Genomic DNA, 13,445 nt, shown 5'->3' with positions numbered 1-13,445 from the left:
ATTGATTAGATAAAAATATCACGAAAACACCAGTAACCCATACAGGAAAGCAATCCGAGAAATCCTTTGGTGTTATGCTTTTCCCAAGGGAGGGAAGCCATGAATATGATAAAACGATTTAAGGTAAGCTTTTCAAAAATGTTCAATAAACTGTTCAAGAAAAAAGGAGCATGTATCGGTATATACGGCCCCCCGAATGCCGGCAAGACAACCCTCAGTAACCGTATCCTTAAAGACTGGGTAGGAAGTGATGAAACAATGGGATCGGTTTCACACATCGCCCACGAAACCAGGCACGCAAAAAGGAAAAACGGTGTTACTATCGAAACTAACGGGCATACTATCAGCCTTGATATTGTTGACACTCCCGGGCTTGCAACAAAGATCGATTTCCATGACTTCATGGAACAGGGAATGAGCGATGTAGAATCAAAGAAAAGGTCCAAAGAAGCAACAGAGGGTGTAATTGAAGCTGTAAAATGGCTTGATGACCTTGACGGAGTCATACTGGTTATGGATTCCACAGAGAACCCCTATACTCAGGTTAATGTAACTGTTATAGGAAATATGGAAGCTAGAAACCTTCCGCTTCTCATTGTAGCAAATAAGGTAGACCTTCCTAACGCCGACCCAGGAGTTATAAAGGAAGCCTTCCCTCAGCACCCTATGGTACCTGTCTCAGCGCTTGAAGGAGTGGGTATGGACTCATTCTATGAAGCTCTGAGCAAACAGTTCGGGTGATCCAGATGCAGGGAATCCAACTTGACCTTATATCCGAAGCCAAAATTTCTCAGATGGCTTCCATGGAAAAAGTCCGGTATATAATCGATGAGGTGAGAAAGGGCAAAATCCTTGTGCTCGAAAAAGGTCTCAACCCTATGGAAGAGGCTAAACTCATTGAAATGACAATGTCAGCAATCCAGCCGGATGTATTTTCAGGTATCGAGATGCAGAGCTATCCTGCAAATGCGGACTCTTCTTTGCTGGGGAAATTTTTCAAAAAACAGAGCAGCAAAAGACTTACGGTTATAGGGCCCGCAAACCAGCTCAAAACCCTTAAAAAAGATAGGAATCTAATCAGTGCACTTGTCTCTGCAAGTAAGTAACGAAGTGGAAACAATGTGTGCCCAGAAGACCCAAGACCTGGAAGCAAAATTATCCCCTCCCCAGTCCCTAGGCTCCTTTGAGATGGGCAGGAACGATGTTGACGTAGTCTGTACCTACGGGAAAATTGCGGTATGGTTCGGACGAAAGGTCCCTGATTACATCATAGCGCAGGTACTTATCGGGATCTCAAAGGTAGATCCCTCTGCTGTTCATGAATTTGAAATGATCTGCGACTTTGATGAAATAACGGAGTATGAAAGTAAAGGTTATATTCTTGTTTCCTATGGCAAAACATCCGGCGGGTATCGTGTAAACTACAGCATTCCTTTTTCCAACAAGAAAGCTCTTTTCCATTTGTCCAAGTTCGTACTTGAAGAACTGCAAAAGGGGGACGTACGAAAGGATTTTTATTGGAATGGGAATGACTGCGATATCCAGAGGCTTTACCATGAATTCAGAAACAACATCGAGAGCTGGGAATTAAAAGCTATCAATTATAAGACTGAGTCGCAAACAAGCCGATAATGGGCAGACACAACAGCAGGATAAAAATAGAAGCTTCCGGAAATTTGTCCTGAAATTCCTACCAATAAGTTTAAGAAAATGAAAACAGGTTATCTCGCAGGGATTTCAGGATTTATAATCATAACAGTTAGGTAATCCTGTAAAGTTATCAGTCTCAGAAGCTCCGCCAGTTTTCCGAGATTCAGGTATTTTGAGATTATATTCTCATTTATCCGGTAGAAGTAAATAAAAAGTTAATAATTATTAATTATTGAGAACCCAACTCAATGCTTTTTGGAGAACTCATATGAAAACAGATCAGGTAGATCAGGTAATAGACTGCGAAGATGTAATAAAATCTATGAAATTTATCGTGGAAAACATAAATGAGGTGATTAAGCTACTGGACCGCGAAGATATTAAAAGCATGCTTCAGAAAATTCTTGAAGGAGATAGAATTTTTGTTATGGGGGCAGGGCGGTCCGGACTTGTTGCCAAAGCTTTTGCTATGAGGCTGATGCACCTTGGATTTACAGTATATGTTGTAGGAGAAACCACGACTCCTGCTGTCGGGCAAAAGGACGTTGTTATTGCTATCTCAGGCTCCGGGGAAACCCGCTCCATAGCAGACCTGGGAAAAATAGTCAAAGATATCGGCTCAACACTTATTACTGTCACCTCCAAAAAAGAGTCAACACTCGGCAGAACATCTGATATAACCATGGTCCTTCCGAGCAAGACCAAAAATGATCACGATGCAGGCGGCTCCCTTGAAAAGAATATGAGGGGAGATTATAAGAATTTGCCTCCCCTTGGCACTGCTTTTGAAATAATTTCCCTTGTTTTCCTGGACTCTGTAATTGCCCAGTTGATAAAGCTCAAAGGTGTTTCGGAAGCAGAACTCAAGTTGAGGCACACAAATATCGAATAACTGGCCAGAATCAAATACAGGTTTTAAATTTCCGCAAAGCAGGCTGCCAAGTTTGGAGAAAGCAGAATTCAGAGTAAGCAGAATTCAGAGTAAGCAGAATTCAGAGGATATTATTTACGGGACCTTAGGAGGGCACAATTTGAAGGAAATCAAATTTTCAGAAAACGTATCCCGGATAGATACATCCGGGATCAGAAAGATTTTCGAAGCTGCAGGTTCAAACGCGATCAATCTCGGGCTGGGGCAGCCTGATTTTGATACTCCAGACCATATAAAAGCCGCAGCAATTAAAGCCATAAATGAAGGTTTTACCGGTTATACCGCAGGTCCCGGAATCCCTGAACTGAGGGAAGCCCTGAGCCAGAAATTCAAGGAAGAAAACTGCTTTTCGGTCTCTCCTCAGGAAATAATAGTAACATCAGGAGCATCTGAAGCCCTTACAATTGCCCTCACAGCCCTTCTTAACCGGGGAGATGAAGTCCTTATTTCAAATCCCGGCTTTGTATCCTATAATGCCCTGACTGAAATGCTATACGGAAAGGTCGTAAATGTCCCTCTCGGGGAAGACCTTACAATGAAGCCTGAAGACGTGCTTGAAAGAATCACACCGAAAACAAAAGCTATCATTCTTAACTCCCCATCCAATCCCACAGGCGCTGTTTCAAGCAGGGCAGATATCAAAGCCCTTGCCGAGATCGCAGACGACCACAGGATAACCATAATTTCTGACGAGGTCTACGAGTATTTCATTTATGAAGGTGAACACGTAAGTCCTGCCAGCTATTCGGACAATGTGGTCACCGTAAATGCTACTTCAAAAAGCTATGCTATGACAGGCTGGAGACTCGGATATCTGGCAGCTAGGAATGAATACATATCCCAGATGCTTAAAGTTCACCAGTATATTCAGGCGTGTGCAAACTCTATTGCCCAGAAAGCAGCTTATGCCGCAGTAACCGGGCCAAAAGACTCTGTCAGTGCCATGCGTGAAGAGTTCAGAAAACGCAGGGATGTGCTTGTTAAAGGGCTTAATGACCTGGGTATGGAATGTGCTCTTCCAAAAGGAGCTTTTTACGCCTTCCCCAGAGTCTCAAATTCCGCTGAGGTCGCCTCAAAAATGATCTCAAACGGCGTTGTCGTGGTCCCGGGAACAGCTTTCGGGAGTGAAGGAGACGGCTACATAAGAATTTCTTACGCGGCTTCAATGAAAGATATTGAAAAATCTCTGAGCATCATGGAAAAAGTGCTCTGAGTCTGTTTAAAAGAGAGTTTTTCTCTCCCTTTTTCACCTTTATTTTACCTTTTTTCTTTTTTGTTATCTTTTCTTTCTTTTACATTTTGTTTTTTCTGATTGATCCTGTTCGATTAGTCTTTATCTGATTAATTCTGTTCGATTAGTTCTATTTGATTAATCCTGTTAGATTATTTTTATTTGATTATTTATCATTCATTTATTTTTTATTCGATTACTTTTTATTTGATTACTTTTTATTCAATTAACCAATTTCTGAAATAGTTATGTTATACTTTGGGAAAACTTATATTAAGGTACCCAGATACCCTGATACTATCCCTGAAAATAGCTCCGGAAGAACTGAATGAAAAAGCGATCTTTATGCCCGCCGCCTGTAACTAAAGGAGTTCTTATACTCATATCTATTTTTTTATTATTGAGCCCTGCTTCCGGTTCGGTTATCTCATGTGCAAAAGTATTGGATGACTATTTTTATGGGAGCTCAAACACAGTAGAAGCTCTTTTGCTGAATAGTTTTGAAACTCCGGCTTTGCTTTTTACCACGGAGACATCAAATCTTCTCACAGATATCAGAGAAGATAGATCCAGACACATTGAAAAAATAAGTCCTTACCTTCTACTTACTGCAGGAATTCTTTCAGGCTTTAATCCCTGCCTGCTTGCAGTAATGGCTTTTCTGGCTTCAGTTAACCTTACCCAGAAAGGAAGGAGAAAAGAGATGCTCAAAATCACCCTGGGGTTTTCCACAGGAATTTTCACCATGCATATGCTTGCAGGCTTGAGCATTCTGGGGACTGTCAATTTCCTGCCTGAACTCCGGAGTTATTTTTCAGAAATTGCAGTCGTTATGACTGCCCTTCTCGGGTTCTGGCATATTTATGATGCTTACTGGTTGAGAAAACATGCAAAAACGACCTTCAGGACTCCGCAGCCTCTGAAGGACTTCATGAGCCGGATGGACGAAAAAAATCTGCTGCTTCTGTCATTCCTTGCAGGAGGCATGTTCTCCCTGGTCAAAGCTCCGTGTGTCGGAGCAGTTTATCTCTCTCTCCTGAGCCTGCTCGCAATGAAAACTGATATTGTGAGAGGGATAGAGTATATATGGATTTTTAATCTCGGACTCCTGCTGCCAGTAGTGTTGCTCGGACTTTTGCTGGCCTTCGGACTGAGTCCGAAAACAGTTACCGAGTTCAGAGAGCGAAAAAGAGTGGGGATAAGGCTGATAACAGGGTCGATACTCATCTCTCTCGCCCTGATGATGCAGTTCAGGATACTCTGAACATTTCAGGATATTCTGAACATTTCAGGATATTCTGAACATTTCAGGATACTCTGAACATCTCATGATATCTGAATAACATGATGCTCTGAACGCAGGGGAAAAAGAATTAGAGAGCGGATTCGTCATCCGACTCTTCTGAAGGTGCCTCTTCGAGAGACCTGAGGCGTTTTTCTTCTATCATTTCCAGGAGCCTGTCCATTACCTGTTCAATTCCTTCTCCTGTTATTGTGGACATGTTCAGCTCAACCTCATCCATTTTCATGAACTCAGGCCTGTCAGCTTTATTAGCGACCACAAGCAGGGGAAGGTTAAAATTCTCTCTGATTTCAGCAAGCAGGCGCCTCTGATCTTGAAGTTCATACCCGCAGCTTTCACTGGGGTCAATAACGACCATTACAACTGCATCCAGGTAGTGAATTGCAGTGATCGCCTGCCGTTCAATGTCGTTTCTTTCGGCCATTGGGCGGTCAAGGAGCCCTGGAGTGTCCATCACCTGATAACGGACTCCGTCCCGTGTAAAGTGACCTATGGTTACTCCTTTTGTTGTGAATGGGTATGGAGCAATTTCTGGGGTCGCACCGGTAATCTTTGAAACAAAGCTTGATTTCCCTACATTGGGATATCCAGCTATTACAATCGTTGGCTCGTCCTGGACATCAGGGAGTTTTCTCAGGATGTTTCTGGCTTCGTTCAGGAAGAGGAGGTCCTTATTTATTGAATTAATTATTGATGCAAGCCTGCCGAAAGCTTCTTTTCTTACAGGCTCTGGAATATCCGATTCACGGATTTTTCCCACGTAACTCCTTGCAACCTCATGAATTTTCCTGCTAGCCCAGTCCACGGACGCAAGGGACATCTTGAGTTTTTCCACTCCTACAAGGATGTCTGTAAGTTCATAATAGAATCTGGGAAGCTGTTCGAAGCTCGGGAATCTTCTGACTATATTTGCAAGGTTATCCGTGAAAATATTTGCAGCCGTAAGAAGCATGGATTCATTGGCCTTGAAACGGCTGTCTCTCCCATCAATAGTTTTCCCGGACATTGCCCTGGCTGCCCGTTTAAATGCTTTATTGGTTAACTCCTCGGAAGTGGGAACTGTGTGAATTTTCTCAAAAATCATCATTTTCTAACCCTCTGGGGGCTCATTTAATCTATATAAAGGTTTTCTGAGCGAAGAAGTTTATCAGAAAAATCTAAAGTCCGCAGGCAAAAGTTCTGCAAGAAGTATTTTGCAAAAGTTTCTGAACGGAATTTCCTTGCTTTTTATCCTGATTCTCTGGCAGCTTCTGTCTATATTCTAATTCGAAGCAATACTTTGTAATGTAAAATTACTGTTTAATTTTGTTTTTATCGATCGAATTCTTAATAAGCAATTTATAATTATAATTATAATTCTAATTATAAACCTTCAGGAGTTTCGATTATAATTTATCATAATAATTGAATACGTGTGTAAAATCAGCTTTATTCTCTGAAAGAACCGGACTTTATTTATATTTGTAATTGTAATTTGTATTGGGTATTTGTAATCATTAATTATGGCAAATTAAGAGATGCGCTATTTTCAACGTATGGATATTATACTCATCCTGATACAAGGTATATGAAATTGATGGTGATATTATGGAACTTACTCCGATTCAAAAAGACATTATCATTGCATTAATCAATCTTCAGAGGCAAAAAGATAGGGCAATTAAAGGGGAAGAAATTGCCGAAGTTATCCAGAGAAACCCCGGGACTGTGCGCAACCAGATGCAGCTGTTAAAAGCCCTCGCCCTGGTTGAGGGGGTTCCCGGACCAAAAGGAGGATATAAACCTACAGGGGCAGCATATGACGCTTTACGAATCCAGCAGTTAAAAAACGAGTCCGTAGTTCCTCTCTACAGGAATAACGTGGTAGTTAACGGAGCGACAGCTGCTGAAATCAGCTTTACTACAGTCAGGAACCCGGATGCCTGCAACGGGGTAGTAAGGGTGATAGGAAATATCAAGGACTTCGTAATGGATGACAAGCTTCAGGTAGGTCCAACACCTGTAAACCGCCTCATAGTCCGCGGTGAGGTTACGGGAAGGGATGACACCAATAATTCGATCCTTTTTAACATTACAGAAATGATCTCCCTGCCCAAAAAACATGTCAAACATTATATGAAGTATCCTCCGTTACTTGTGAACCTTAACGCCAGCATCCAGGAAGCAACAAGGCTCTTCATCCGAAATAATGTACACGGAGCCCCTGTGGAAGATAAAGGGAAAATAGTAGGAATAATTACCTATACCGATATTGCACATGCAATCGCGCAGGGGAAACCCAACGTAAAGGTTAAGGACATAATGACAAAAGAGCTGATAACCGTCGACGGGGACATGCAGCTCTATGATGTGGTAAAACTCTTCCATAAATATAATGTAGGAAGGCTTATTGTAACAATCAACGGAGTGCCCAAAGGAACTCTGTCTAAAACAGATGTGCTTAATGAGCTTGCGGTTTATTGAAACCGAATTACAGTGTGTTAAATCATAAAGGGAACAGACCTGAGGACTTTATGTCCCAGGCTTTAAAATTCCCCTCTTTTTTTAAATTCTGTCTTAATCTCTTGAAATCCTGTATCTCTTCAGCATTAGTCGTTTTTTTGGCATGAAAGTACTTCCAGATACTTTCATTTTTTGGGCATGTTATTCCAAGAATATCATGAGCGTTTCTTATTCAATCTCTTCTCATTTTTTCGTGCCTGGTACTTAACTCATCTGCTATTTCCTCAAGAGTAATGTTGTTTGCGGCAAGCAGCACCAGCAGGTGGAAGATCAGGTCCGAGCTCTCAGAGACGATCTCTCTATGGTCTTCGTTCCTGACTGCAAGTATGGTTTCAATGGATTCCTCTCCCACTTTCTCAAGGATTTTGTTCATTCCCTTTCGGTGGTTCAAAAGTTTACAGACATATGAATTTTCGTCATAGTTCTCTTTCCTGTCCAGGATGATATCATACACCCTGTTTAAAATGGATAAGTCAGCCTCCGGCATTTTTAACACCTGTTCAAGATAAATAATACATCATTAAATAATAAGTAGAAAAAATTAGGAAGAAGTAAACAGGAGGGTCTTTAAACCTTCCTGGGATCCGTGATTTCTCCAGTGAGGGCGGATGCTCCTGCAGTTGCCGGGGAAGAAAGGTAAACAAAAGACTCTGCACTTCCTTCTCTGCCCTTGAAATTGCGGTTTGAGGTGGCAAGTCCGACCTCTCCAGGTCCGAGAAGACCAAAAGAGCCGCCCATGCATGGCCCGCAGCAGGGAGCTTCCACGATTGCGCCCGCGTTCACGAGTTTTTCAATATATCCGGCTTTTAACAGCTTCATATATTCAGTTTTTGAAGCGGGAACAACAAGGAGGCGCAAATTTTTCGCAACAGGTTCATCTCCCATGATGTCAGCCATTATCTTGATGTCTTCAAACCTGCCGTTTGTGCAGGATCCCATAAAGATCTGGTCGAGTTTTGTGCCTTCAACTTCGCTTACCGGCTTTACGTTGTCAACATTATGCGGGCAGGCTACCTGGGGCTCAAGGTCAGAAACATCATAATACCTGATATCCAGATATTTGGCACCTTCATCGGATTTCCAGTACGGATCAAGCTTGAAACCCGGAATGCGCTCTTTAAGGTATGCCTCGGTAACTTCATCGGCTTCAATTATCCCTGCTTTTCCTCCCATTTCAATTGCCATGTTGGACATGGTCATGCGCTCGGGGATGGAAAGGGAACGGATTGTAGAACCCGCGTACTCGGCTGCCATGTATCTGACCCCTTCCACGCCTACGTCTCCTATTAGGTGCAGTATAAGGTCTTTGGAATAAACGCGCTCTGGTAGTTTTCCTTCCACTTCAAAGCGGAAAGTCTCGGGAACCCGGAACCAGAGCTTGCCTGTGGCAAAAACCGCTGCCATATCGGTAGAGCCTATGCCGGTAGAAAATGCCCCTAAAGATCCGTATGCACAGGTATGGGAGTCAGAACCAACAATCAGGTCTCCGGGCTTAACATGCCCTTTTTCTGGAAGGACCTGGTGGCAGACTCCTTCATAAACATCATAATTTAAAATGCCCTGCTCTTTTGCAAACTTTCTGAGCATGATATGGTTTTGAGCGGCATTAATTGAGTCTGCAGGGACCTGGTGGTCGAATATAATTACAATTTTGCTCGGGTCCCATACTTTCTTGTCTTCTTCATCTCTCATGATTTCGTAGAAGCCCTGGACTGCCAGCGGACCTGTGATGTCGTGGGTCATTGCCAGGTCTATATTTGCCAGTACGAAATCCCCGGCTTTCACGGGAGTTCCGGAGGCTTTCGAAAAGATCTTCTCCGAAACGGTCATCGGGCGATTGTCACTACCAGACATTCCGGTCATGGGAAATAACTGGCGCTTTCTAATAAATAAATTTAATTGATGATCCCAAAAAGAAATGAAGTTCATAGATGATATAATATAATTTTTTCAAAAAGTACCATTAAATTAAAAATTTGCAACTGGACGAATCAGCCGGAAACTCAAAAAATCTGAGGCTTAATCAATAATTTTTGTAATTCCTCTGCTGTCATGGACGATATATATGCAGGTCCCTTTTTCCAGGTTATTTTTTGCAATTTCGTGGCCTTTTTCTGTCCTTTCGAAATCCTCGTATTTTTCATACATGGCAAGTGTATCTTCGAGTTCCGAGACATATCTGGAAAGCAGGGAGCCTGCGAGTTTTCTGCTCTCTTCCGCAGAAATATGGACTCCGAGCCCTTCACACTCGCAGGTATAAAGTTTAAGTCCCTCAATATAAAAAGGATAGGTGCTGCAGAGCATTGGACGCACAGGGTATATCCTGCACCGGTTTGTATCCTTTTCAAGAAAAACACAGTCGCCATTCCTTTTCCGCCTGAGCATCCAGCCATAAGCATGGATATTTCCATCAGGATCGATGTCTTCTTTCAGAAGCTCAGGTGTCCTGAAAGGCTCTGAAGTCTTTTTTTCATCTATTTCCGGCATTATGGAAGAGTTTTCTGCAACCCTGTCTTCTTCTCCTTCTCCGGCTTCTTCAGGACAACTGATGTCAGGGATAAGGGGACCTGCAACCTCAAGTTTTGAAAGATCCGTATACTTCTGGATTTTTTCGATTTCCTGAGGTGTTAACACTACCCTGTTATCCCCAAAAGCTCTTTTGCAGCACTTTCCACAGTTCTGGCAGGAAAAACCAGTTTTTTTAATTTCGGCTGCGAGTTTTTCAGGGTCAAGCCTGCGAGCTATTTCAATTTCTTTTTTAAGTGCGTCAATAAGAGTAAGCTGGTATTCTGTTTTTCCTGAATTCCTGTCATTGCTTGAACCTGAATTTTCCATGTATGGACTCCTGTCCTGCAGGTACATCAAATTAACGCAGATAACGGTCAAATTCAGTAAGACCCGGAAAATTTAAAAAACAACATGAAAATCATTTCCTGAGTTTCATTTCGACTCGAGATTGCTTCATTTTGGTCCGGGATTAACAGCAATCAGTAAACTATATATCAGGGAACTCTTTTTAAACTTTAGTTTATATGTGGCAGACATTACTCAAAAAATTTGAAAAATATCCTGCGCAAGCAAAAGTGCTTAAACTTCTCTTTGAACGCGGCTTCCAGGTAAACGAGGAAGGAAAAGTAACTTCCGGATCAATAGAGATCGCACACACACAGCTCGCAAAGGAAGTAGGCGTTGACCGGAGAGTGGTCGATGCAACCACAAAGACCATCATTTCTGACGAACTTCTGAGTACTATTTTTAAAAATGTTCATTCCATACCCTTCCTCAGGGATGTCGCTCCTTCTCTGGGGCTGGGAGTGATTATCATCATTCCTGAAGACGCAGCTCATGTTGGAATCCTTGCAGAAGTTGCGGGTTTGATCTCAAAACATAATGTAAGCATACGCCAGGCGGTCTCGGACGACCCGTACCTGACTGATAATCCCATGCTTACCATTATTACGGACAATAAAGTCCCTGGAGACCTCGTGGACGAAATTCTCAAGCTGCCTTCGGTAAAGGGAGTGAGTATTTACTGACAGATCTTAACTCAATAATCCAGAGATTTAAGATTTCTGAAACAGGATTTCTTAAACCGGGTCTGAAGAGCCAGTCTAAGGCAGTAATCTATTGCTAGTTCCTTTTTAGAGTGATTTCTTTTCAGGTTGACAGTCTGCCAGATGAGATGAAATTCGACAACCAAGTTTACCGGCAAAGAACTCATGGAATGAATTGTATATAATAATATGAATAGTTATACAAAAAAGCCGTTACACAAAATGAGCCGTTATACAAAATGATCACTTACACAAAATGATCGCTTACACAAAATGATCAAATAAAATAATTCTATTTATTGGAAAAACAGGGAGCTTGTTTTTTGTTAGCTTAAAGCTAAGGTCTCTTATCCGGATAAATGGTCATAAATAATAAAAATGTGTTTTTGTTTATGGTGCTTCCGCCAACCAGAATTTTCCGCAAATGGGTGTCTCCAAATATCTCGTTTTCAGGCGGAAGCAGGCTTTCTTAATTCTCATTCCGAAAGGAATATAACGCGCTTTTATGGCAAATTTTGAGGAAATGTTATACGGCAGTCTTTCTTTTTTCTTTCCTTACCAATTCTTTTGATTTCTATTCCATTTCAAGATGCGTAATAAAAACCTTCTCAGGATAATGATGAAATCAGGAAAACAACCAGTGAGCAGGGAGTAAGATAAGAGTTAAGTGCTCCTGCCGGGTGAAAAGAACTCTGTGTGATCAAGGTGTCAGAAGGCAGCAGGAGCAAAAACAATAATAAAAACGAAAATTAGCTATTTATCCTGAATGATCCAGCTAATGATTATTAGCTTTTGGGCTGGTTCTCAGGAACGTAAAGAACATAAAATTAAATTCGGGTTTCCTGTCCTTCTTTTACGATCTTGCCAAGACACCTGATGGTACGATCCGCGTTCCTGTGCAGTATAGCTGTCCCTCCCGCTTCTTCCCATTCACTGGTATTATTTGAGTTATCATCTATGAGGATTCTGGAATTTCCTGATTGAAGAGCTTTTTCCGGGCGGAAACAGAGAATTGCATTATTTGCGTATGGAGTCCCGAGTTCTTTTTTCAACCACTCCATTTTTCCTTTTCTGGCGTTGATCATTGCAATTTTTCTGTCCGGACTCGGGAGCGCGGAAAGAATTGTGGGGTGCAAGCCTGAACTTTTAAGGAATCCGTGAAGCTCTCTCCCGCCAGCCATCCAGGACATATCCGACCAGAAAACGGTCCCAGCAGCAGTAATATGTTTCCAGAAACGCTCTCTGTCTGCAGCATACCAGAGCATCATACGTTCGTTTAATTTCTCGCATGCGCCCGTAAAATCAGTAAGCACTCCATCCATGTCCAGGAATACTTTCAAATCCGAGCCCTGCCCTGAGCAGGTTAAGTCTGGATAATCTGCTAGAATGGATTTCTGGATACTCAGGGGGTTGCCCCGAATCTGAGTGTTCCGGGCAGGGCAGTCCTGAGAGGGATCACCCTGAACTGGACTCCTCCAGGCCTGGTTTCTCTGGTCAAAGTCATATGAAACCGGGTTGGTCCTGATAGAATTTTTATCTGTAAACCTGCGCTGATCGACGTAAATAGACATGGCAACCTTTCCTTAGTCTGTGTGGCGGAAAATAATTTCCTTTTATTATATGAAAGATAATTAAAATATTTACTCTCTCTAAATAATATAATTAACTTATCTGATCAATTAATTGTTTAAGTGTAAAAATCATCATAATTGCCTCAAAATAAGGCTGCGCGGAATACAGGGCTGGAAATCAGACATAAAGGCTTAATATAAAAAGAAAACTCCTTCTCAAAATTCAGTCTTCCCGGACTATGACAAGAGTTTTTGCAATTTTATCGTGGATTCCCTGCCTGTTTTTATTGATAAATACTGGCAAAAAACCTGCAAAGAAAGGCAGAGATGCCAGAACCTTCACCATAAATCTTTTTGTCGCACAGGCAAAAGAGATTCTTCTCCCGTCAAGATCGGTTATGATGATATTCATTGCCTGTTTTCCAACCGTCCCCTGATAGACTGAACTCTCCTGATAGGCAAAATAACTCAAGGAAAACAGAATTATCAGGACGTAGTAAAATATTTCTTCCCTTATTCCTGTTACAAACTGAATAAATGCCATCAGAAGAATGATTATAAATATGTCAATTATCGAAGCTACCAGCCTTCTGAAAAAACCTGCGTATGACTGCATATTTTTCCCTGTTCTTCTTCTAATATATTTTATCTACTAAGCAGGTTTCTGTTAAAAAATCTATCTGTTGTGGTAAAAATGATTTCA

Annotated in this window: 14 protein-coding genes; 8 read left to right on the top strand and 6 right to left on the bottom strand. The window is 41.8% G+C overall.

All coding sequences use genetic code 11. The features are described 5' to 3' along the window. Window positions 1-99 precede the first annotated feature (99 nt). From MSMAS_RS12480 to MSMAS_RS12455, 6 genes are all read left to right on the top strand, one after another. Entirely contained in the window at window positions 100-741 is a 642-nt protein-coding gene (locus MSMAS_RS12480; protein WP_015412493.1) for an Era-like GTP-binding protein, read from the top strand. A gap of 5 nt (window positions 742-746) precedes the next feature. Further along, the gene (locus tag MSMAS_RS12475) at window positions 747-1,106 is read left to right on the top strand and encodes a DUF2073 domain-containing protein (RefSeq protein WP_011034289.1); all 360 of its coding nucleotides are present in this window, start codon (window positions 747-749) and stop codon (window positions 1,104-1,106) included. A 13-nt stretch (window positions 1,107-1,119) separates the two neighbouring features. Further along, window positions 1,120-1,632, top strand: coding sequence for a hypothetical protein (locus MSMAS_RS12470; protein WP_011034290.1), 513 nt, complete (start codon window positions 1,120-1,122; stop codon window positions 1,630-1,632). Between the two features lie 286 nt (window positions 1,633-1,918). Next, window positions 1,919-2,542, top strand: coding sequence for a 6-phospho-3-hexuloisomerase (hxlB, locus tag MSMAS_RS12465; RefSeq protein WP_015412494.1), 624 nt, complete (start codon window positions 1,919-1,921; stop codon window positions 2,540-2,542). A gap of 139 nt (window positions 2,543-2,681) precedes the next feature. Beyond that, window positions 2,682-3,794, top strand: coding sequence for a pyridoxal phosphate-dependent aminotransferase (locus MSMAS_RS12460; protein ID WP_048038594.1), 1,113 nt, complete (start codon window positions 2,682-2,684; stop codon window positions 3,792-3,794). A gap of 418 nt (window positions 3,795-4,212) precedes the next feature. Next, a complete protein-coding gene (locus tag MSMAS_RS12455; protein WP_011034293.1) occupies window positions 4,213-5,076 on the top strand; it encodes a cytochrome c biogenesis CcdA family protein in 864 nt (287 codons plus the stop codon). 109 nt (window positions 5,077-5,185) lie between these two features. Here MSMAS_RS12455 and MSMAS_RS12450 read toward each other — a convergent pair whose 3' ends face one another. After that, window positions 5,186-6,202, bottom strand: a complete 1,017-nt coding sequence (locus MSMAS_RS12450) for an NOG1 family protein (protein WP_011034294.1) — start codon at window positions 6,200-6,202, stop codon at window positions 5,186-5,188. Window positions 6,203-6,702: 500 nt separating this feature from the next. On the opposite strand from MSMAS_RS12450, the gene MSMAS_RS12445 reads away from it, so the two are divergent. Further along, the gene (locus MSMAS_RS12445) at window positions 6,703-7,578 is read left to right on the top strand and encodes a CBS domain-containing protein (RefSeq protein WP_011034295.1); all 876 of its coding nucleotides are present in this window, start codon (window positions 6,703-6,705) and stop codon (window positions 7,576-7,578) included. Window positions 7,579-7,789: 211 nt separating this feature from the next. Here the strand turns inward: MSMAS_RS12445 and hisE are convergent, their stop codons facing one another. The 3 genes from hisE to MSMAS_RS12430 all read right to left on the bottom strand — a co-directional run bounded on the left by hisE (window position 7,790) and on the right by MSMAS_RS12430 (window position 10,452). Further along, complete coding sequence (gene hisE, locus MSMAS_RS12440; protein WP_015412496.1) at window positions 7,790-8,104, bottom strand: phosphoribosyl-ATP diphosphatase; 315 nt, start codon at window positions 8,102-8,104, stop codon at window positions 7,790-7,792. Window positions 8,105-8,184: 80 nt separating this feature from the next. Further along, window positions 8,185-9,447, bottom strand: a complete 1,263-nt coding sequence (locus MSMAS_RS12435; protein ID WP_048041093.1) for a 3-isopropylmalate dehydratase large subunit — start codon at window positions 9,445-9,447, stop codon at window positions 8,185-8,187. A gap of 189 nt (window positions 9,448-9,636) precedes the next feature. Beyond that, window positions 9,637-10,452 (bottom strand): YkgJ family cysteine cluster protein, encoded by an 816-nt coding sequence (locus MSMAS_RS12430; RefSeq protein WP_015412498.1) that lies wholly within the window; start codon window positions 10,450-10,452, stop codon window positions 9,637-9,639. 197 nt (window positions 10,453-10,649) lie between these two features. On the opposite strand from MSMAS_RS12430, the gene MSMAS_RS12425 reads away from it, so the two are divergent. Further along, on the top strand, window positions 10,650-11,153 hold the full coding sequence (locus MSMAS_RS12425; protein WP_011034299.1) for an ACT domain-containing protein: 504 nt from the start codon (window positions 10,650-10,652) through the stop codon (window positions 11,151-11,153). Window positions 11,154-11,998: 845 nt separating this feature from the next. On the opposite strand, the gene MSMAS_RS12420 is transcribed toward MSMAS_RS12425, so the two are convergent. After that, window positions 11,999-12,742, bottom strand: coding sequence for an HAD family hydrolase (locus MSMAS_RS12420; RefSeq protein WP_011034300.1), 744 nt, complete (start codon window positions 12,740-12,742; stop codon window positions 11,999-12,001). Window positions 12,743-12,965: 223 nt separating this feature from the next. Then, window positions 12,966-13,358 (bottom strand): RDD family protein, encoded by a 393-nt coding sequence (locus MSMAS_RS12415; protein ID WP_011034301.1) that lies wholly within the window; start codon window positions 13,356-13,358, stop codon window positions 12,966-12,968. Window positions 13,359-13,445 lie beyond the last annotated feature (87 nt).

This window comes from Methanosarcina mazei S-6 (assembly GCF_000970205.1).
GTDB lineage: Archaea > Halobacteriota > Methanosarcinia > Methanosarcinales > Methanosarcinaceae > Methanosarcina > Methanosarcina mazei.
Note: the sequence above shows the minus strand (reverse complement) of the source record. Positions and strands in the feature narration are given on the sequence as shown.